Source organism: Phascolarctobacterium succinatutens (genome assembly GCF_958453765.1).
Lineage (GTDB): Bacteria > Bacillota > Negativicutes > Acidaminococcales > Acidaminococcaceae > Phascolarctobacterium_A > Phascolarctobacterium_A succinatutens_B.
Genome location: NZ_CAUDZA010000035.1, coordinates 1 through 21,602, shown reverse-complemented (window position 1 = coordinate 21,602; position 21,602 = coordinate 1). Strand labels below are relative to the sequence as shown.

Sequence of the window (21,602 nt, the reverse complement as noted above, 5' to 3'; positions counted from 1 at the left end):
CTACTGGTTATTTTGTATTCGCTTACACCAATCGGCTTTGAAATATCCTTGAGTGAATATTCTGCAACCACATTGTTTTTGCTTTTGCACAGAAGCAAACCAATGGACGGATTATCCTGCTCTTTTTTCAAAATGCCGTCCACGGCTGACAGATAAAAGTTTAGCTGACCAGCATATTCCGGCTTGAAATCACCGGTTTTCAATTCGATAACTACATAACAGCGAAGATTCAGGTTATAGAACAACAAATCAATGTAAAAATCATCGCCGCCTACGTTCAGGTGATACTGGTTTCCCAGAAAAGCAAACCCTGTTCCAAGCTCCAGAAGGAGCTTTGTGACATCCCTAACAAGTGCCTGCTCAATATCCCGTTCGAGCATATCCTCCCGGAAAGGAATAAAATCAAATACATATGGATCTTTCATTGTCTGCGCTGCAAGTTCACTTTGCGGAAACGGTAAGCGGTGATCAAAATTTGTAACTTTATCTGCCAGCACCTGTCTCTGATACAAGTTGCTTTCAATCTGATGGACAAGAACATTTCGAGACCAGCCGTTTTTCGCTGACTTTTTGATATACCATTTACGTTCATCCATATCAGCGACCTTATCCAGAAGAACTATATTGTGACCCCATGGAATTTGTGCAACAACCTGTTGCACAAATTCTCGGTCTGGATAAATCTCTGCGAATTTTGCCATATACTTCAAATTACGAACAGAATATCCTTTGCTTTCTGGAAAAGCAATCCGAATATCTGCTGCAAGGTTATCAATAAACTTGTTTCCCCATGATTTATGTTCATTGATTACGCAACCAATATCATAATAGAGAAGCAGCATATCTGCATTCACATGAATTGCCGCACGATATTGTGCCGCAGTAATTTCACTCTTAATATTTTCAATAATGGAAAGATACTCAGCCGTATTCATTAGCACACTCATCGCCTCGCTTTCACATAATTCTTATCATTATTTTCTCTATAGAAGATGCTTTAATACTCAATCCTGAAATAATCAAGATATGCCTTATATCTATCTGTACAGCAAGGCAGGTATCCGTCAGATAACCGTTTTTCTTAATCCATTTCTGCAAAAATTTTTCAATAAATTTCTAATATCAGTATAGCATGTTGACGGCAAAAACTACAATTATTTTTCATTCGTTTTTACGGACAGTTTTTGCCGTCAACAAGCGCTCCGCAATTTTTTATTATTGCTTTTAGCTTATTTACGCATTCTCACACATAGAAAAAATAACCAAGGGACTGCCATCGCAAGCAAGCTTTACTTACGCTACAGTCCCTTTTAGCTTATCATTATTACTTCAGCAGTTCCTTTTCTTCCAGATACACAGCCAGCAACTGAGCCACCTTATTCACCAGCTTCAGACAATTTTTCAAATGCTCACGCGTATTAAACTCATAGGGCATCAAATCACCGCAGGCACAGGAGCCGAATTCTTTAGCAAAGCGCTCATGAAATTCCAGCGTTAACGGATAAATTTCTGCCAATGGCTTATCGCTCGGCTGATTGCGGCCAGCAAGCGTACTGATGACCATCACACAGCCTGCCATCGCACCGCACAAATCGCGCGCATGACCAATGCCGCCGCCAAAGCCGGAGCACAGACGGAAAGCATTATCATCAATATTCACGCCTGCCTCCTTGCGAAAGGTTTGCACAATCGCTTCGCAGCAGTTATAACCGCTCTTAAAATTATTGCCTGCTACCATGCCCATTTTTTCACTAAATTCACTCATGCTTTTCTCCTCCTTGTATAACAATATTAAAATGCTTACTTTTTGTTGTTATCGCTTTCCGTTGCATACGGCCAACCGCTCATGCCTCCCTCCAGGCTGTAAACATCCTGGAAGCCACGGACGCGCAGAATAACCTCCGCTTCGTAGCCACGCAAATCAATCTGGCAGGCTGTTACTATTTTCTGCTCTTTATCCAGCTTGCTGATATCCGCTGTCCGCAAGGTATCAAGCGGCAGATTTACTCTCGACGGAATGTCGGCAATACGCTTAGCTGCTACCTCTGCCGGCGTGCGTACATCAACGAATAAATAATCCTCCTGCGTACGATTCTTTTCAAAGTCTACAGGATTAATGCTGCGCAGCTGTCCGTCAAGTTTATTTTGCAGGACATTGGCTGCCGTTGCGATATTCTCAATCGGCGTATTAAACGGCGGAGCATAAGCCAGATCAAGTCCGGACAAATCCTCCAGCGTTGCACCTAAAGAAATTGCCGCCGCCAATGTATCAATACGCTTCGCTACGCTCGCTCCGACAGCCTGCGCACCCAATACGCGTCCGCTGCTCTTTTCCGCCAACAGCTTCAGCACAATCCGTCCTGCTCCCGGCATATAACCCAAACGATCGAAGCCTGGTACAACTACGCTTGCAAAATCAATACCGGCCTGCCGCGCAGTCCGCTCGTTCAAACCGGTTGCCACAGCTTCCTGCGCAAAGAAGCGACATGCGGCAGTTCCCAGGACACCGGGATATTGCTTCCGCGCTCCGCAGATATTATCCGCAATCACGCGGCCATGCTTGTTAGCGGTAGAACCCATAGGCACAAACACTTTGGCTCCGCTGACACGATGAGTATTTTCCGCACAGTCACCTCCGGCATAAATTGCATCATCGCTTGTCTGCAGGTATTCGTTAACCGCAATACAGCCGCTCGGACCTATAACAAGGCCGGCCTCACGCGCCAGCTCCACGTTCGGACGCACGCCGACGGCAACGATAACCAACTGTGCCGGGATTACGCGTTTATCTGTCTGCACTCCGCTAACTTTACCGTTTTCTACGGTAAAGGCACCTGCTCTTTCATCCAGATAAATATCGAGCAGCGGATTTTTTGTATCACGCAGCAGCAGTGCTGCCATATCTTCATCAAGAAGCTGCGGCAGCAGTCTGTCCTGCTGTTCCAGAACGCTGGTATGCAAACCGCGGCGCACAAAAGCTTCTGCCAGCTCCAGACCGATAAAGCCTGCGCCGATGATAACTACATCCTTAACGCCGCCTTCGGCAATTTCCTTATCTACCGCTTCAACATCCCACGGAAACCAGAAGCTGTGAATACCTGCGGCATCAGCATTAGGCAAGGGAAGCTTAACCGGCGTGCTGCCGGTTGCCAACACCAGCACGTCATAAGACAGCTGTTTCAGCTCTCCCTTTTCCATATAATGCACGCATTTTTGCATTCTGTCTATTTTCTGCACATTGCAGCCGCAGCGCGCATCTACGCCCTTCACAGCTGCAAAATAACCGCTGTCACGTAAAGCGCCCTGTGGTGTATGGTCAAAGCTGTCCATACTCTTGACCTCACCGCTGATAAAATACGGGAAGCCGCAGGCACCGTAGCTCAGCTGCGGTCCGCGTTCCAGCACGATAATCTCTGCTTCTGCATCAAGTCTGCGCAAGCGCGCTGCTGTTTTCATGCCGGCTGCTACGCCGCCGACGATTACTACACGTTTACTCATAATGTCACCTCCAAGAATGATTTTAACATTGTCTTACTATTATGAAAATTTAACAGTCCAAACTGCTTCTGTCAGCAAATATTACTCTATAACCATTATAACAAAACAGCCTCCGAAAGCAAAGCTACGAAGACTGTTTACAAAAATTATTATATACTATTTTGCTTCATACACACTCAGAGCTTCCATTGCCAAGGCGTAACCCGCAAAGCCCAGGCCGCAAATTTGGCCGACGCAGCCTGCCACCGTTACAGAATGATGGCGGAACTCCTCACGCTGATGGATGTTGCTGATATGCACCTCAATCGCAGGAATGTTTACTGCCTTCAATGCGTCCAGAATTGCTACGCTGTAATGCGTAAACGCCGCCGGATTGATAACAATGCCGTCAAAATGACCGTAAGCATTCTGAATAGCGGTAACTATATCGCCCTCATAATTGCTCTGCAGCAGCTCCACCTCTACGCCAAGGCGGTCGGCCGCCGAGCGGATGTAAGCACACAGGCTGTCATAATCATCACGGCCGTAGATATTTTTTTCACGGATGCCCAGCATGTTAATATTAGGACCATTTAAAACTAAAATTTTACGCATCTTTATCCCTCCAGCTTAGCGGCAATATTCAGCAGCTCATGCAGAACTCTGCCGAAATCGCCATTATTATCAATAGTATAATCCGCATATCGGCGGTACAGCGCAATACGCTCGTTATATAAAGTATAAAGCTTTTGCTTATCGGCAGTAAGCAACGGACGCGCATCACCGGCAATACATCCGATGATGTTTTCCGGTTTGCGGTCGATAAAAACCACAACACCGCCGCGCTTCAGCAGCTCCATGTTTTCCGCACGCTTTACGGCACCTCCGCCTGTTGCGATAACAGCTCCGTCACATTCCGCCAGATACGCCAGCGTGCGCGTTTCCGCTGCGCGGAATGCATCTTCGCTTTCCGCGAAGAAGTCCTTTATCGTGCGCTGCTCACGCTCTTCGAGGACAGCGTCGGCATCATAAAACGGCAGCTGCAAGCGTTTCGCCATGCGCTTACCAAAGGTGCTTTTGCCGCAGCCCGGCATACCAATCAGCACGATGTTTTTCATATATTCTGCTCCAAATCCTGCATGATTTTGACTATGAGTTCACTGTCGTATTTTTCGCCCTGCCAAATTTCCTGCGCAGCCACTGCCTGCGCCACAAGCATGAACAGGCCGTTGACAGTCTGCATTTTCGCCTCGGCAGCCTGCTTTAAGAACAAAGTCTGCTTAGGGTTATAAATCAAATCAACGGCAGCATCAAAATTGCTGATTTCCTCCGGCGTAACCGGTGCTGCGTTAACCTTGGGATACATGCCCACAGGTGTGCAGTTGACAATCACGTCGCCTGTCAGCGCTGCCAGGCCGTCATAATCAATAAACTTGCACTTAGGCGCAATTTTGAGGAAATCCTTATCAACATGCGCAACATCACGCGTAACCAGATACAGCTTGCCTACACGCTTATCAACCATATATTTGACAACTGCACGTGCAGCGCCGCCGGTGCCCAACACCGCAACACGCTTAGCTCGCACATCAATATTGTTGTATTCCAGCATTCTGCCAAAGCCAAAATAATCTGTATTGTAGCCTTCAGCACCGTTTTCATCAAATTTAATCGTATTTACAGCGCCGATAGCCTTAGCCTCACGCGCAATGCTGTCCAAAAACGGCATTACATGCAACTTATGCGGAATGGTAACATTGCTGCCTGCATAGTCGGCACGCAGCTCCTCCATGCGCTTAGGCAAATCCTCCTGCGGAGTTTCCAGCAGCGTATAATCGCCCTCAATGCCTGTATACTTAAAAAACAGCTCGTGAATCTGCGGTGAAAGGCTGTGTCCCAGCTTACCGCCCAAAAGTCCGTAATGCTTCATCTATTTTATTCCTTTCGCTCGTAAGCACGATAATTGCCAAGAACCTTGCAATAGGTGCTCTTCGATTTTATTTCTTCCATCACATCAATAACCAGCGGGTCTGCCAAATTACCGGTGACATCAATGTAGAAAAAGTATTCCCAAGTTTTGCCGACAATCGGTCGTGATTCCAGATTCAGCATATTCAGGCCCATATGATAGAAGCTGGCAAGCATTTTATACAGTGAGCCTGTTTCGTGCTTCACAGCCACAATCAGCGTAATCTTATTTGCATTTGCTACGATTTCCGGTTTTTTGGCGATAATAACGAAGCGAGTGTAATTATTGCTGTTGCTGTTAATCGCCGGTGCAATAACCTTCAAATTATATAGCTCCGCTGCCTGCTTGCCGGCAATAGCGCCTAAGGTTATATCCTGCTTTTCAGCAACCTCCTCCGCACTCTTGGATGTACTGAAATAAGGAACCTGCTCTATATCCGGATAGTCATGAAAGAAATCAGCGCACTGCTTCAAGCCCTGCGGATGCGAATACACTGTTTTAATCGTACTCAGCGACGCACCCTCGCAGCCTAACAGGTTTTGCTCTATCTTCACGCACTGCTCGCCTACAATACTGCAATCGTACTGGCGCAGCAAATCATATACCTCGGTAATACCGCCGGTCGAAGAATTTTCAATCGGCAGCACAGCGTAATCCATCGTACCGTCGCTGATACTGGAAATTACCTCTTCAAAGGTCTGGAAGTGATGACGATTGTAGCGGCGTCCATGAAAATATTCCTCTAACGCCTGATGCGTAAAGGAGCCTGCAAGACCGAAGCAAGCAACCTCATAGGTTTTGTCGTTTGCTTCCGACAGCGCGGTTTCTTCCAACAGGCAGGCTTGGTCGATAATACCGCGCATAATATTTTTCACAGCCACGGAATATTCCTTGTTCTCCAAAAAGCCTGCAACCTTTTCGATAACCTTAGCTTCACGGTTTTTGTCCTTAACAGGCAGGCCTTTGGATTTTTTATAGGCAGCCACCTGCATTACCAGGTGCAAACGGCTTTCCAATACGTCTGCCAGCTGCTGGTCAACCTTATCTATTTCTTGGCGGATTTTTTCTAAATCAAGCTCCTGCATCTTATTTCTCCCATTTCTTCGCTTCTAAAAGTAAATCCCACAGCGTCCACGCTACCACAGCTTCGATAACAGGCACAGCACGCTGCACAATACAGGGATCATGCCTTCCTACAATTGCCAGCGTTGTATCTGCCTGCTCCTTAAGGCTCACAGTCCGCTGCTCGCGCGCAATCGACGGCGTAGGCTTAATGGCTACGCGTACTACCAACGGCATGCCATTGGTAATACCGCCGGTAATGCCGCCGTTATGGTTCGTCAGCGCCTGCACCTTGCCGTCAACGTAATGCAAAGCATCATTTGCTTCAGCACCCGTCAGGCCGGCAAAGCCAAAGCCGTCGCCAAATTCTACGCCCTTAACGGCAGGTACGGAAAACAGCGCATGGCTCAGCATGCTCTCCACGGAATCAAAATACGGTGCGCCGATGCCCGCAGGCAAATGCAGTGCGATAGCTTCAATTACGCCGCCCACACTGTTAAGCTCACTCTTGGCCTGCAAAATGCGCTCCTGCATTTTTGCGCCGACAGCGTCATCCATAACAGCAAACTTTTTCGCATGCAGCTCAGCTAATGCTTTATCACTTACACCCATAGGATTGAAGCGTTCTTCTTTAACATCGTTAATCTGCAGAATATGCGAACCGACAATAATACCATATTGCGCCAACGCCTGCTTGGCCACAGCACCGGCAAAAACGAGCGGTGCCGTCAGTCGACCGGAAAAATGGCCTCCGCCGCGATAATCATTAAAGCCCTGATAACGCACATGCCCTGCGTAATCTGCATGACCGGGGCGCATCTTATCGGCGAGAATGCTGTAATCCTTGGAATGCTGGTCGCTGTTGATGATACGTGCGCACAACGGCGTACCTGTCGTAAAGCCATTGAAGAAGCCGCTTTGGATTTCTACCGTATCGCTTTCCTTGCGTGCCGTGCTCAACGCATTCTGTCCGGGAGCACGACGCGCCATTTCGGCAGCAATCGTTGCTTCATCCAGTGCCAGTCCCGGCGGCAGTCCATCCAGCACTACGCCGATGGATTTGCCGTGCGATTCGCCGTATATCGCCATTTTTATATTCATGCCAAAAATTCCGCTCATGCCAGCACCTCAATTTTTCCGCCTACGCTCTTGTAATCCTGCCAGAAGTCAGGATAAGACTTGCTTACACTGCCTGCACCGGTTAATATAATAGGTTCCGCACAGCATTGTGCAGCAATTGCCAGGCTCATGGCAATACGATGATCGTTCCAGGCAGCTACCTCTACACCGCCTCGCAGACCCTCAGGCTTGCCAATAATCGTCAGGCCTTCCGGCTCTTCCGTAATTGCCGCACCCATTTTATTTAATTCACTCGTCATAGCCGCCAGTCTGTCGCATTCCTTGATACGCAGGCGTCCTGCATTGATAATCTTCGTTGTTCCCTCACTGACTGCTGCCAGCACGGTAAGCACAGGAATAATATCAGGGCAGTCAGAAGCATCTATTATCGTTGCCTGCGTTGCACCGCTGTTTACGGTTACGCTGTCGGCATTTTTAGCAATATCAGCACCCATGCGCTGCATAATTTCTACCACAGCCTTATCACCCTGCAGCGAAGCAAAGTCAACACCGCTTGCCGTAATGCCTGCGCCCAAAGCACCGCCGACAGTCCAAAAGGCTGCCTGCGACCAATCGCCCTCAACCTTGCTGTCCTGTGCCTTGAAATGCTGCTTGCCGGGTACAAGATAATGACGATGTGCACCATCTACATTTTCTACTTTAACACCGTACTTAGCCAAACAGTTCAGTGTCATATCTACATAAGAAGCAGATTCCAACGGTGAAGTAATAATAATTTCGGAGTCGCCCTTTAATAACGGTAAAGCAAAAAGCAGACCGCTGACAAACTGACTGCTGACATCTCCCGGCAGCTCAAATTTACCAGGCATCAGGTGACCGTTAACCGTCAACGGCAGATTGCCGTTATCATTAAAATATTGCACAAACTGCTTATCCAAAATATCGTAATACGCCTGCAAAGGACGCGATACCAGCTTTCCGTGACCGATAAAGGTCAGCGGACAGCCAAGATTTGCTCCCAAAGGAATGAAAAAGCGCAAGGTAGAACCGGATTCACCGCAGTCAACATTATCTGCCGCCGCAATTGGATGACCTGTTCCTGTAATCTGCAAAGCCTTACGTCCCTCTATCATGCTGGGGATTTCGTCCACGCTCACATTCATAGCACGCAGAACGCGCATCGTTGCTTCAATATCCTTGGACATGCTTATATTATCAACAATACTGGTGCCACCTGCCAAACCTGCACAGATGATTTCTCTGTGTCCCATGCTTTTAGATGACGGAACCTGCACCGTTCCTGCCAATTTTGCAGGATAAATTTTAACCTTTTCCATTTAGCCTCACCCCAAATACTTTGGCACTTCCTGCCAATCAACTTTCTGCAGTACGCCCTCGCCTATCTGCTGCAAAATAATGAGGGTAATGCTGTTGCCGTTCTTTTTCTTATCTCTTGCCATTGTATCAAGTAGCTGCGCTTTTTCTACGCCCGCAGTCAACGGTAAATTGTACTTTTCAAGTACGCTCTTAATACGCTCGGCGCTGCCTTTGGCTGTCATTCCCAGCTCTTCGGTGCGCTTTGTCAGCTGATACATGCCAATCGCCACGCCCTCGCCGTGCGTGAAGCTGCTGTAGCCGAAATGCTGCTCTACCGCATGTCCCAAGGTATGTCCGAAGTTCAGCAGCATTCTGAGTCCCGTATCAAATTCATCCTGCTCTACAATGCGTGCTTTGATAGCACAACAAGTAGCAACCACGCTGTCAATATCTGCCAACAGCTCCGCATCATCGGCATAGCCGACAATTTTTTCAAAAAGCGCTGCATCCTTAATGCAGCCGTATTTAATCGCTTCAGCCAAACCATCATGCAAAAAGCGTGTAGAAAGCGTTGCCAGTAAATCTGTGTCGATAAATACAGCCTTCGGCTGATAAAAAGCACCGGCAAGATTTTTTCCGGCCTTTAAATCTACAGCTACCTTGCCACCCACGCTGCTGTCAATCTGCGCCAGCAGTGATGTTGGTATCTGCACAAAGGCAATGCCACGCATAAAGCTGGCAGCGGCAAAGCCGCCCAAATCACCGACAACACCGCCGCCAAGCGTCAGCACAACGTCAGTGCGCGTAAGCCCTGCTGCAGCAAGCTGCTCCAATACATCACTGAGCACCTGCATGTTCTTGCTTTGCTCACCGGCTTCAATTACCACCTTATGCACAACAAGGCCAGCCTCTTCGAGGCTAGCCTGTAATTTTGCTGCATATAACGGTGCAACATTTGTATCGCTGATAATTGCAGCCTTGCGCGCCTTCGGCAGCAAAGCTGCAACCTTAGAGCCGACCTGCGGCAGCAGGCCGGCGGCTATTTCAATATCATAGGCATGAGCGCCTAATGCAACATGAATTTTCTTCATTAAAAAAGCTCCCTTCTCCGTGCTCCCGCCTTGCGCATCAGCTCCTTCAGCTTTTCGCCGTCATCACTGCGCAGAGCGTCGCGCCACAGCGCCAGCTGCTCCATATATCTGTCTATTTCATCCGCAACCTTTTCCCTGTTGGCAAGGAAAAGATTACACCATAATTCCGGATTGATATCTGCTACACGAGTGCCATCTCGGAAGCTGCCGGCGACGAAGTACTTGGTTTTATCATCAAAGGAAGCGCTGTCCATGAGCGCTACCGCAGTAACATGTGGCAAATTGCTGGTATAGGCAATAGTTGCATCATGCTGCGCCGGTGTTACCTGCACCGTATGCTTGCAGCCAAGGGCCAGAGCAAATTGCTCCAGCCAGCTGATTGCAGCCTGTGTGTTATGCTTTTCCGGCACGATGATGTAATTAGCATTCTGAAAAATATGCGCATCACTCATGCCCAAGCCGCTGCCCTGACGCCCGGCCATCGGATGGCCGGAAATAAATTCCATGCCATCCTTTAAAAGTGCCTGCCCTCTGCTGATCATATCGTTTTTTATACCTGCAACATCAGTCAGCAAAACTCTTTCATTAAAGAAATCAACGTTTGCAGCTATAAAGCCCACGATTGCTTCAGGATAAATAGCGCAGATAATTACGTTGGCCTCCTTAAGTCGGTTATCAGGCTCAGTCATGCCAATATCAACCAACCCCTGCTGCTTCGCTTCCTGCAATGTTGCTGCATCACGCTCTATACCGATAATCTGCTTAACGCCCAACTTGCGCAATGCTTTGGCATAGGAGCCGCCAATCAGCCCCAAGCCAACGATAGCAAAGCTGAGCTCCTGCCACATTGTACTTCTATTTTCGCCACCAAAATCAGCTTCCAAAAAAATCACTCCTAATCTGCCATACTACTATTATAACTCTCTGCCGACAATGTTCGCAATGCCTCTGAGGTCGCCCATCAGCTTAGCAAAACGGTCCGGTTTCAAGGATTGGGCACCATCACACCATGCTGCTTCCGGATCGTTATGTACTTCAATCAAAAGGCCGTCTGCGCCAACTGCAACTGCTGCTTTAGCCAGTGGTTCTACCATCCACCACATGCCTGCTGCATGGCTCGGGTCAACTACTACCGGCAGATGACTGAGTCTTTTTACTGCAGGAATAGCACTTACATCAAGCGTATTGCGGGTGTAGGTTTCAAAGGTACGGATACCGCGTTCGCAAAGGATAACATTTTCGTTGCCTTCGCTCATAATGTATTCCGCTGCCATCAGCCATTCCTCAATCGTTGCTGCCAGACCACGCTTCAACAGAATAGGCTTATTGGTTTTGCCCAATTCCTTCAGCAAATCGAAGTTCTGCATATTGCGGGCGCCGACCTGAATCAGGTCAACGTCTTCAACAAAGCGTTCCACCATGTAAGGTGACATGATTTCCGTAACAATCGGCAGGCCGGTTGCTGCTCTGGCATTTTTCAGGAAATCCAGGCCTTTTTCCTTTAAACCCTGAAAGGAGTACGGAGAGGTGCGGGGTTTGAAGGCACCGCCACGCATCAGCGTAGCGCCTGCAGCCTTAACATCCTTGGCAATTTCCGTAACCTGCTCCTGAGTTTCAACGGAACATGGACCTGCAATAACCTGCAGCTTTTTGCCACCGAACTTTCTGCCTGCAACATCTATAATGCTGTCATCTGGATGGAACATGCGGTTCGCACGTTTGAAAGGCTCCTGCACACGCATTACCTTTTCTACACCCTCGACAACACGCAAAAGGTTGATATCCAACGCGCTGGTATCACCAACAACACCAAACAGTGAAGCATTTACGCCATCACTGGCATGAATCTGAAAGCCCTTGCTTTCCAATTGGTTTTTCAGCTTAGTTTTTTCCTCAACAGTTGCATTTTGTTTGAATACGATAATCATGATAAAATCTCTCCTTTAATCTAATCTACAATGCTACAATACTACTCCCAGATCAGGAGTTATTACAAACCCTTACGCTTTTTTTATATTGCTAAGGGATAATGCCTTGACTTACATATCTCTGCCAACAATTCTGGCAATGCCCTTCAGCTCGCCCATCAGTCTGGCGAAGCGTTCAGGTCTTAAGGACTGCGCGCCGTCACAGAGCGCTGCTTCCGGATTGTTGTGGACTTCAATCAAAAGTCCGTCGGCACCGACTGCTACAGCAGCCTTCGCCAAAGGCTCTACCATCCACCACAGTCCTGCTGCATGGCTCGGGTCAACTACTACCGGCAGATGGCTGAGCTTTTTCACAGCGGGAATTGCGCTTACATCCAATGTGTTGCGCGTATATGTTTCAAAAGTGCGGATACCGCGTTCGCAAAGGATAACATTTTCGTTGCCTTCGCTCATGATATATTCCGCTGCCATCAGCCATTCCTCAATCGTTGCTGCCAGACCACGCTTCAAAAGAATCGGCTTATTGGTTTTGCCTAATTCCTTCAGCAATTCAAAGTTCTGCATGTTGCGAGCGCCAACCTGAATCAAATCTACATCCTCTACAAAGCGCTCTATCATATACGGTGACATGATTTCTGTTACAATCGGCAGGCCTGTTTCCTTTTTGGCACCCTTTAAATAATCCAGGCCAACCTCCTTCAAGCCTTGGAAGGAATACGGTGAGGTGCGGGGCTTAAAGGCGCCGCCGCGAAGCATTGAGGCGCCGCCAAGTTTGATGGACTTGGCAATATCCGTAACCTGCTCCTGCGTTTCTACGGAGCACGGACCTGCGATAACCTGAATCTTGCGTCCACCGATTTCAACACCGCCGACATTAATCACGGAATCCTGCGGATGGAACATGCGGTTGGCTCGCTTGAACGGTTCCTGCACACGCATTACCTTGTCTACCGCATCATCAATACGCAGCATATTGATATCAAGTGTGCTCGTATCGCCGATGATACCGAAGATGGTCATGTTGACACCATTGATTTCGTTAATTTGGAAGCCCTTGCTTTCCAAATTGCTGCGCATCTTCGCTTTATTTTCCTCCGGCGCTCCCGGCTTGAATACTATTACCATAAACTGTCTCCCCTTCGTTCTGACACCCTTGTCATTTAATTTACCCTACTGCTATAAGCTACCATGCTACAAAAAAAGCAGGCTCCCGTAAAAGAGCCTGCTGTAAAAGCTAAATCTTAATTGCAAGCACTGCGCTCGCAAACACTATTTATAGTCTCCAATACGATGATTACTGCTATATGATTTTTCCCATGCAAAATAACCGGTGCTAAAATAATAGTTAAATACCGGTGCGTAATAAAAACCATATTCAATTGCAGTGTTCATCATTTTAGATTCCATCATTTTCACCTGCAACAACTTCAGCATTTCCTTATGCTTCAAAATTTATCGCCGCAATCAGCGATTGAGGTTATTTTACTCCTACTGCTCCGCAAACGTCAAGGAAAGAGCTAAATTTTATTTATTTTTTATCTTATCGCACTATTATTGTAAACTAGGTTACAGTAATAACACTATCTTCAAAGCATTAACACAAAATTTTACTGCTGATTCATAAGACAGCAATATTTTAAAGTTTACTTATAAATTCTGCCACCCGCTCCACAGCAGCATCAGCGCGCCTATAAGCACCACCGTCAACGCCAGCTTACGGAACAGATGCTGATTCAGGCGATAGAAAAATTTTTCTCCCAACCAGATAGCCAATAGCATCACCGGTATAGTATACAGCAGCAAACTCCAATCAACAGTACCGCTGACATTGCCATAAAAATAATTTACCAACACCGTCAAAAAGCCGCTTAAGCCAAAGAACCAGATCATGTTAGCCCGCATAACATCCTTCGGCAGCTTTTCGTTAAGAAAATATAAAACCAGCGGCGGTCCGCTGACGCTGGTAGATGCGCCGAAAAAACCGCTCAATATTCCCGCACCAAAACGTCCGTATGTTTTATTTCTTATCGGCAACGTACATTGCAGGCTAAGCAAAACTGTGGCAGCCACAAGCACTGCTCCCAAAAACACCTCCAGCTGTGCCGCAGGCAGCACCTTCAGTACCCAGCTTCCGGGAAGCATGCCCATGATACTTCCCAATGTCGTCAAAATAACGGTTTCTTTATCAAAGCCGTTGCGCACTCTGTACATAGTAATCGCCCGCAAAACCAAATTCAACAGCAGTACAAAAATAACCGCCGCTTTTACCGACATCACCAAAGTAAGCACAGGCATAGCCACCAAAGCGAAGCCAAAGCCGGAAACAGTAGAAAAAAACGACGCGGCAAAAATAATACCTATTGTCAAAATAATCGCAGTACAATCCATTAGCTTCTCCCTCAACAAATAAGCTATTATAAATTTAATTGTAGCAAGTGCAGAATATGCCGTCAAATTAAATATCATATTAAAGCCAAAAATCCGTGCAAACCAAAGTCAAGCTTCTGTTTACACGGATTTTCTATTTCAGCTTTCTTCTAAAACACAGGGATTAGTCAAAGCGCCCACAGCATCTGCACGACAGCGGTTACAATGCTGCATCTGCGGCATCCACTGCTTGCAAACATTACGCAGCTGCATAATTTCTTCGGCCGCAGGCTCCGCAAGATGCGCAAAGCCGGTTCCCTCCACCGGAAGCATCGGTAAAATATTCTGCAGCTTCGCTCCCAGTAAGGCCATACGTCTGGCAATCGCCGGGATTTCTTGGATATTCACGCCGGGGATTGCTACCGTATTTATCTTCACCTTCACGCCGTATTCGCCAAGCAGCTGCAGGCCTTCTATCTGTCTTTCCAACAGCAGCGCAGCAGCCTCTTCACCGACATATTTTTTGCCGTCATCATTGATAAAGCTGTAAATATGCGCGCCAGTGTTGCTGGTAATCGCATTCACCGTCACCGTAACATAATCAACACCTAAAGCCGCAATTTCCTTGGCATACTTCGGCAGATAAAGGCCATTAGTCGAAAGGCAGAAGAAAACATCCTTATCAACCTCACGAATCATGCTCAGCGTTCTGCTGACCGCCGGCCAGTTGGCCAGCGCATCGCCGGGCCCGGCAATGCCTGCTACCGTCAGCTTCGGCACCTTGTCCTTCATCTGCAGATACCAGTCGACTGCATCCTCCGGTACCATAACCCTTGCCACGACGCCGGGACGGCTTTCATTCACACAGCTGTATTTGCGCAGGCAATAGTTGCACTGCATATTGCATTTAGGTGCCACAGGCAGATGAATACGGGCGTAATCGCTGCATTTAGCTGTAAAACAGGGATGTGTTTCAAGCTCACTCATGATTTACCTCACAAACACTTTCACGCAAGCCGGCATATCGGCCATCTGTTTTATATTGCTGCTGCAAGGCACCGTTAACAATCTGCTCAATGAGCAAGGCAGCACCACGCACTCCTACAAGCGTATTATCGGTAAAGCACAACCGGTCAAAGGCAGGATAAGCACAGCGCACTAACGGCACCTGATATTTATCAGCCAAATTCTTTAAGAACGAAGAACCGCAAAACAATACAGGCTTGTGCTTTGCTGCAGCCTCTGCCATTTTATCCAAGCTAAATTCCGCAGTGTCCTCTGCTATAACAACGCGCATGCCCAGTTCTTCGGCAAAAAAGCTCTGTAAGCCCGCTAAATGTGCCTTGTCCGTAGCCAAAGCCACCGGCATCTGATACAAATTCACCAGATAATCCGCACAGCGATAAACGAGCTTTTCAGCCGCAGCTTCCAGCTCAGCAAGCTCATCGGAAAAATCAATTTTCAAAGCTGCGCCTAATTGACGCAAAAACTTCTGCATGCCTGCCACACCATAAGGATAGGCGCATTTGATATACGGCACGCCAAATTTTTCCTGCATCTTTTTTGCCAACGGCTCACCGTAGCCAAAGCAGATATTCAGCTCTGCCTGCGGCATTGCTGCAATATCGCGCAAGCTGCAATCCTGCAGCGCGCAGTTAACTCTCACCTTGGAACCCAAAAATTTCTTCAGCTCGGCTAAATCATTATCCGCATAAGGATCATCGTTCATTATGCCAAAAATATTTATCGTAGCAGCTTCTTTTTTCTCCGCAGGTTGGAGCAAGGGCAGCAACGCTAAATAAGCTGTTTCTGCACCGCTGTCGATATTACCTGCGTATCCCGGCGCTTTTACATGCAATAATTTTTGCGAGCCTTTGGTAGTATCCAAAATACCGTCCACATCATCGCCGATCATATTCGGCACGCAGCCGCTGACTACAAATACCGCACCGCAATGCGCAAAAATACGCTCCGCTTCCTGCAAAGCCTTGCGCAAGACCTTCTCACCGCCATTAACAACATCTTCATCATAGATAACATCAGAGGCCTGACGTACATCATAAGGCTTGCCTGCATATCTGAATGCCAGGCTGCCCCACTGACAGCCGACAACAGAATGCTGCAGTATTAAGGCATCCTTAATACCGCCAAGAGCACGCACAGCACCAAACAACGCACAGCTACTTAATGGTTTCATTATTTTCTCTGCCTCCATACTCTGCTATACAGTTCGCGTGATGCTTTACTGTCTTTATCAGCCTCGCGCATCGGATAAAATACCGGGTCATAGGCCAGTTTGCTCAGCAAAAGACTGCTGCCTGTACGCTGCGGTTGTTGCAGCATCTGCCAAACCTCTTCCATAATATCCACAAAGCCCTGATAATTCCACACCGAACGGTCAAACAAATTATAAAGCACGGGAACATCCAAAGCAGCATAGCGCGGATGACCGTTGCAGATAACAAAGTCACAGCTCTGCGCAGCTTCACGCAAAGCATCCTCCGAAGGCTCCAATAAAATTTCCGCATCACAGCCATACTCTGCTTTGGCAAGCTCAATTCTGTCCTTAAATCTCTGCATCATTGCATCATCCAAACCGGTTTCCGCCTGGTAAGAGGGATTCATGATAATGCATATTTTCGTAATCGGCAGACCATAATCCTGCTGATAAACACGCAGCGCATCCGGCAAATATGCAATACCATGCGCAATCAGGCAAAACTTATACTTGGCAAATTCCGCACGCAGCTCCTGATACCGGGCGGCAACCCGTTCATATTCTTCCTGCAAAACGTGTTCAACAGCATCCTCGCAGCCAAGCATTTTTCCTATTTGCCTGTATAAATCACTGATTCCTTCAATGCCATGCCACTCCTGCATATCAGCAACATGCAGAAACGGCGTGCCCAAGCGTTGCTCCATCGCCAATGCCCACTTCTTGCGACGTACTATATTCAGCGCTGCCCGCGGAGCCCTTTTGATTGTCTGCAAATCAGCGGCAGGCAGATAAGCATTTACGGTAATCCCCATTTTCTGCAGCATCTCGCTCATACCCTGCAGCTTATCCTCGCCGTTATAACCCCAGACAAATGCTTCGATATTTACACTCAGCGGCTGTACGCTTTGAGGCTCCATAACTTGCTCAACCAGCGCATCCATCACCTCTACATAACCGCAGCCGGGATAGACCGCACTGGAAGAAAACTTTTGCTTCTGCTTTTGGCAAGCCTTTTCACGCAAAACCTTGCGGCCGTTGCTCTTGTCCATATGCGAAAAAACCTGTGACGTAATCGGCACAAGCTTTGCTTTAAACTGCGGCTGCAGGCTGCAGGCCAAGCCTGCCAAATCATCATTAATAATATCCGACACCACGGAAGGCAGCAGAAAAATAATCTCCGGCTGCTGCTCACGCTCTACCTTTTGCAATAAAGCCGTCAGCTTTTGCTCGCCGCCGAAAATTACATCATTGTTGCGCAAATCCGCACATTCCAGCTCATAAACCGGGCTTTGGCCGCTGCGCACATGACAGCGGTAATGAAAGCCGCAGCCGCGCGGACTGTATAAGACAACGGCAGCATTTTTGATTTCGCTGATGCAGGCAAGATTTCCCGACACCTTGCCGTTAACGGCGTAGCGATGCAGATAACTGGAAGGATTCATGCCAAAAAGCATGTTATCCTGATAATATTGGTTCATACTCATCAACTCCAATATATGACTTACTTATTTTCAGAAGTCAAGAAATTAACATTGCTCAAACATAACATAGGAAATTTATCTTACGCATTTTTTCCGGCAAGAAAAAACGCCTTCCTGCAAAATTACAGAAAGACGCACTTATTCCTCTAGCAGTCTCCTGTCGCTCGCAGTACACTCCCGTTAACTTCTTCAGGCAATTCTTCTGGCTCAGTTTCCTCGCAAGCCTCGCCTTCCCGGTTTCCCAGTGACATAATTAAGGCTTGCTCAACTTTACAGCTGCGTGACAGCGCAGGTTTCACACCTGCTTACTTATTAAGTCTTTCGACACCTGATAGTTCAAGCATTTTTGTTTTTAATGTTATATTTGTTACATTTTATTTGTCAGAATTATAACACATCTTTGATTTTCTGTCAATAAAACAGCCAGTTAAGGGAAATCAAGAATACCGGAAAGTTCAAAGTAAAAACTTTGAAGGTTCCGGCGTTGCATGTTTTCAAAATATTTATCTAATCGTGATTTTTATAATCTGGATTAGATAAATTACTTTAATTGCCCTTGCTCTATATGCAAGACTCTGTCGCAAAGCCATTCCGCCAAAAATCCATAAAGCACTGGAAATATTTTATGACTTCTCTTACACCTACACTAAATCATCCAAGCAAATTAACTTTATTCCCTTTTCTGCCGCATAAGCAACCGCCTGCTCTGTATACCCGGCTTTGGAAAAGAAATAATAATATAAACTCTTATCCTGCGCTACTTTTTTGCCTAAAAAGTGCTTCAAGTCTTTTACGTCTACCGGCCTATGCTTATATTTGCACTCACCCAAAAGTATTTGTGTTTGCCTGTAATCAACTGCCATAATATCTATTTCATCAGTCTTGTTCCACCAGCGGCCAATCTTGGTAAAATAAAACGGTAAACTGTGTTTTCTGTTCTGCTTACGCAAATATTGCTGGCAAACATCTTCAAATACATACGATGTAAAACGCTCCAGCTCAGGCTTGACAACATATTGATAAACCCCTCCTGCATCGCCTGATTCCAGCTCAGATAAATTAGGGAAAACAAAGGCATACCAAAACCCGAAGAAATTGTCGGTAACCTTATATAAGCCTCTCTGTGTATTAGCTTGCTCCTTAATATTGGCATCCACAGAAAACTCTCTGCACAAAATTCCCAATTCCAAAAGATTTTTCAAATATACGCTCAGCTTGCTTTTATCAATCTGCGTTTTTTGATGAATATCATTTAATTGTGTATTGCCTAAAGCAACTGCTTCAATTACTGCATTATAAACGCTTGTCTCACGCAGCTCCTGACGCATAAGAAACTCTACTTCGCTGTAAAGCACACTGCCTCTGCTTAAAATATTACGTACAATATTTTCATCCAAAGAATATTTATCGGAAAACTGCTTTAGATAATGCGGAATACCGCCCAAAATTGCATAAGCAGTAATTTTGTCTTCTATGCTGTAATTAGGAAAAAACTGTTGTGCAGAATAAAAATCCATTGCCTGCATTTTTAAAATTCCTGTAGCACGTCCATAAAGCGGATTTTTCTCTGCTAAGACTTCTTTTTCTATAAACGACATTGCACTGCCGCATAAAATCAGCATTACATTAGACTGCTTTAAAACCTCATCCCACAGCTTTTGCAAAATAGAAGAAATAGCATTATTACCTTTTACCATATAGGGGAATTCGTCAATAACAACTACTATTTTTTTCTCTTTTGCCAGTTCTGTTATACTGAGCAAGGCCTGCTCCCAATCACTGAAGCGTGTAATATATTTTGCCGCCTGTTTATTTTTTTCCAAAACTCTCTGGCTAAATGCTTCAAGCTGTTTTTCATCTATGATTTCTGTGCAAGTATAAAAAACATGCTCTTTGTGTTCGCAAAATTGACGCAGCAGCTCTGTTTTACCTACACGCCTTCTGCCGTAAAGCACTACAAGCTGACCGTCTGCACTATTATATCTGTCCTCTAAAAAATTCAGTTCTTCCTCGCGACCGATGAACATCTTACTCACCTCATTTATCTAATCGTGATTTGTATAATCTTGATTAGATAAATTATATACCATTATAAGGAAGGCTGCAAGAGATAGGCGGATGAATGAGAAAAACTCCGGAAAAACTAAAGATATGCTTTGAATTTCCAAATTATTCTATGCCTTTTCCAATTAATTTCTACATAAAGAAATGCCTCGCTTTTATTTTTCTGCTACCTGCAAGTCAACACTGTTACATTTTGAACACTCTTAGAGAATTAAATTCACTAGCCTCTTGCATTTTACATATTGATAATATATACTATAAATTAACACAGTTCAGCTTGTAATATTTTACAACTAACTTCGGCAGTTGCTACTGCCAAAAATTTTTTGATGAGTATTTTTAGGAGGCAATTCATGGAAGCAATTCAACAAACAATCATGTATTTTCACAAAGGCGGTCTCGTTATGTGGCCGCTGCTTTTCTGCTCAATCGCAGTAATTGCAATCGCTATTGAGCGTTTTCTGTTCTACAAGACAGAAGACAGCGGTCAGCCCTTTGCCGCTAAGTATTGCGAACTTTTGCGAGCTGACGAAAGAGAAGAAGCTTTTCAATTAGCAGAAGCAACCAACGGCGAATGCGCTAAAATCGTTGCTGATGCAGCTAAAATCACCGAAGGCAGAGAACAACAAAAAGCATTTTTGGAAAGTCAGGCAGGTATTTTCATTGCTAAACTGAAAAATAAACTGGACTACCTTGCTATTATCGTTACTATGTCCCCGCTGCTGGGCCTGCTCGGTACCATCGTTGGTATGATCGGCGCCTTCAGTATCTTCAATCTGGAATCCGGCGCTCCTATCGCTATTACCGGCGGTATCGGCGAAGCACTTATCGCTACCGCTACAGGTCTTTGCGTAGCTATTCTTTCCTTGTGTGCTCACTCATATTTTGCCCATCGTATGGATAATATGATTACCGACATGGAGCAATGCTTCAGTGCTCTTCTCGAAGCAGAAACAAGGAGTGGTAAATAATGCAGCTGCGCAATGTACGTGACAGAAAAACACCGGAGCTTATTATTATCCCTATGATCGATATCATGTTCTTCCTGCTGGTATTCTTCATGCTCAGCACCATGTACATGATCGACCTGAAAACAATTCCCGTTAAACTGCCGCAGGCAGCACATGCTGCTACGGATACAACAACAACCTTCGCTGTATCCCTGAAAAATGACGGCTCTCTTTATCTTGGCGATGCGCCGACAGATATCCAATCTTTAATAACCCAATCCTCAATCGAGCAAAAAAATAATCCTCGTTTTGCTATTGTTATCAGAGCAGACAAGGATGTTGATTACGGTCGTGTTATTGAACTTATTGATAAACTTAAAGGCGCAGGTATTACCCGCTTTGGTTTGGCAACGGATGGAGCTGGTAAATAATGAATTCTGGTCAACGCAGTAGAATCGGCTTTATCGGTTCTATCGTAACACATATTTTTATCTTACTTTTCGTAAGCTTCGTCGGACTGTTTAATTTATCGCATCCGCCTGCTAACGATATCGTAGAGGTATCACTGTTTGGCGGCGGCGGCGGCGGTGGCGGCAAC

The 21,602-nt window shown here is 46.3% G+C and carries 20 protein-coding genes and 1 riboswitch; of the genes, 2 read left to right on the top strand and 18 right to left on the bottom strand.

What is annotated here, in order from left to right; translation table 11 throughout:
• From Q7Q81_RS10445 to Q7Q81_RS10360, 18 genes are all read right to left on the bottom strand, one after another.
• Positions 1-935 (bottom strand): PDDEXK nuclease domain-containing protein (locus Q7Q81_RS10445; protein ID WP_304275941.1); only part of this gene is annotated, 935 nt, incomplete at its 3' end.
• Positions 936-1,324: 389 nt separating this feature from the next.
• Positions 1,325-1,765 (bottom strand): C-GCAxxG-C-C family protein, encoded by a 441-nt coding sequence (locus Q7Q81_RS10440; RefSeq protein ID WP_304275939.1) that lies wholly within the window; start codon positions 1,763-1,765, stop codon positions 1,325-1,327.
• 35 nt (positions 1,766-1,800) lie between these two features.
• Positions 1,801-3,498, bottom strand: coding sequence for an FAD-dependent oxidoreductase (locus Q7Q81_RS10435; protein WP_304275937.1), 1,698 nt, complete (start codon positions 3,496-3,498; stop codon positions 1,801-1,803).
• 156 nt (positions 3,499-3,654) lie between these two features.
• Positions 3,655-4,092, bottom strand: coding sequence for a type II 3-dehydroquinate dehydratase (gene aroQ, locus Q7Q81_RS10430; protein WP_009144674.1), 438 nt, complete (start codon positions 4,090-4,092; stop codon positions 3,655-3,657).
• Between the two features lie 2 nt (positions 4,093-4,094).
• Positions 4,095-4,595, bottom strand: coding sequence for a shikimate kinase (locus tag Q7Q81_RS10425; RefSeq protein ID WP_304275934.1), 501 nt, complete (start codon positions 4,593-4,595; stop codon positions 4,095-4,097).
• Complete coding sequence (aroE, locus tag Q7Q81_RS10420) at positions 4,592-5,407, bottom strand: shikimate dehydrogenase (protein WP_304275932.1); 816 nt, start codon at positions 5,405-5,407, stop codon at positions 4,592-4,594. The genes Q7Q81_RS10425 and aroE overlap by 4 nt, the downstream gene beginning before the upstream one ends.
• Before the next feature lie 5 nt (positions 5,408-5,412).
• Positions 5,413-6,531: a prephenate dehydratase gene (gene pheA, locus Q7Q81_RS10415; RefSeq protein ID WP_304275930.1), complete on the bottom strand. Its 1,119-nt coding sequence runs from the start codon at positions 6,529-6,531 to the stop codon at positions 5,413-5,415.
• A gap of 1 nt (position 6,532) precedes the next feature.
• Complete coding sequence (gene aroC / locus Q7Q81_RS10410) at positions 6,533-7,627, bottom strand: chorismate synthase (RefSeq protein ID WP_304275927.1); 1,095 nt, start codon at positions 7,625-7,627, stop codon at positions 6,533-6,535.
• A complete protein-coding gene (aroA, locus tag Q7Q81_RS10405) occupies positions 7,624-8,925 on the bottom strand; it encodes a 3-phosphoshikimate 1-carboxyvinyltransferase (protein WP_304275924.1) in 1,302 nt (433 codons plus the stop codon). Before aroA ends, aroC begins: the two co-directional genes overlap by 4 nt.
• 6 nt (positions 8,926-8,931) lie before the next feature.
• Positions 8,932-9,996, bottom strand: a complete 1,065-nt coding sequence (gene aroB / locus Q7Q81_RS10400) for a 3-dehydroquinate synthase (protein WP_304275920.1) — start codon at positions 9,994-9,996, stop codon at positions 8,932-8,934.
• Positions 9,996-10,880: a prephenate dehydrogenase gene (locus Q7Q81_RS10395; protein ID WP_304275917.1), complete on the bottom strand. Its 885-nt coding sequence runs from the start codon at positions 10,878-10,880 to the stop codon at positions 9,996-9,998. Before Q7Q81_RS10395 ends, aroB begins: the two co-directional genes overlap by 1 nt.
• Before the next feature lie 30 nt (positions 10,881-10,910).
• Complete coding sequence (gene aroF / locus Q7Q81_RS10390; RefSeq protein ID WP_293809964.1) at positions 10,911-11,924, bottom strand: 3-deoxy-7-phosphoheptulonate synthase; 1,014 nt, start codon at positions 11,922-11,924, stop codon at positions 10,911-10,913.
• A gap of 111 nt (positions 11,925-12,035) precedes the next feature.
• Positions 12,036-13,049 carry a 3-deoxy-7-phosphoheptulonate synthase gene (aroF, locus tag Q7Q81_RS10385; protein ID WP_021720530.1) on the bottom strand — a complete coding sequence of 338 codons (1,014 nt, stop codon included), beginning with the start codon at positions 13,047-13,049 and terminating at the stop codon, positions 12,036-12,038.
• Positions 13,050-13,571: 522 nt separating this feature from the next.
• On the bottom strand, positions 13,572-14,312 hold the full coding sequence (locus Q7Q81_RS10380; protein WP_304275915.1) for a sulfite exporter TauE/SafE family protein: 741 nt from the start codon (positions 14,310-14,312) through the stop codon (positions 13,572-13,574).
• Between the two features lie 138 nt (positions 14,313-14,450).
• Positions 14,451-15,278 carry a radical SAM protein gene (locus Q7Q81_RS10375; RefSeq protein WP_304275913.1) on the bottom strand — a complete coding sequence of 276 codons (828 nt, stop codon included), beginning with the start codon at positions 15,276-15,278 and terminating at the stop codon, positions 14,451-14,453.
• Positions 15,271-16,488, bottom strand: coding sequence for a nitrogenase component 1 (locus Q7Q81_RS10370; protein WP_304275910.1), 1,218 nt, complete (start codon positions 16,486-16,488; stop codon positions 15,271-15,273). Before Q7Q81_RS10370 ends, Q7Q81_RS10375 begins: the two co-directional genes overlap by 8 nt.
• Positions 16,488-17,987, bottom strand: coding sequence for a nitrogenase component 1 (locus tag Q7Q81_RS10365; protein ID WP_304275907.1), 1,500 nt, complete (start codon positions 17,985-17,987; stop codon positions 16,488-16,490). The genes Q7Q81_RS10370 and Q7Q81_RS10365 overlap by 1 nt, the downstream gene beginning before the upstream one ends.
• A gap of 178 nt (positions 17,988-18,165) precedes the next feature.
• Positions 18,166-18,335, bottom strand: a riboswitch (cobalamin riboswitch).
• A 296-nt stretch (positions 18,336-18,631) separates the two neighbouring features.
• The gene (locus Q7Q81_RS10360) at positions 18,632-20,017 is read right to left on the bottom strand and encodes an ATP-binding protein (RefSeq protein ID WP_304275905.1); all 1,386 of its coding nucleotides are present in this window, start codon (positions 20,015-20,017) and stop codon (positions 18,632-18,634) included.
• A 390-nt stretch (positions 20,018-20,407) separates the two neighbouring features.
• Between Q7Q81_RS10360 and Q7Q81_RS10355 the strand changes: the two genes are divergently transcribed.
• Positions 20,408-21,025, top strand: coding sequence for a MotA/TolQ/ExbB proton channel family protein (locus Q7Q81_RS10355; protein WP_293809930.1), 618 nt, complete (start codon positions 20,408-20,410; stop codon positions 21,023-21,025).
• Positions 21,025-21,435: an ExbD/TolR family protein gene (locus Q7Q81_RS10350; RefSeq protein ID WP_009144651.1), complete on the top strand. Its 411-nt coding sequence runs from the start codon at positions 21,025-21,027 to the stop codon at positions 21,433-21,435. The genes Q7Q81_RS10355 and Q7Q81_RS10350 overlap by 1 nt, the downstream gene beginning before the upstream one ends.
• The last annotated feature ends 167 nt before the right edge of the window (positions 21,436-21,602 follow it).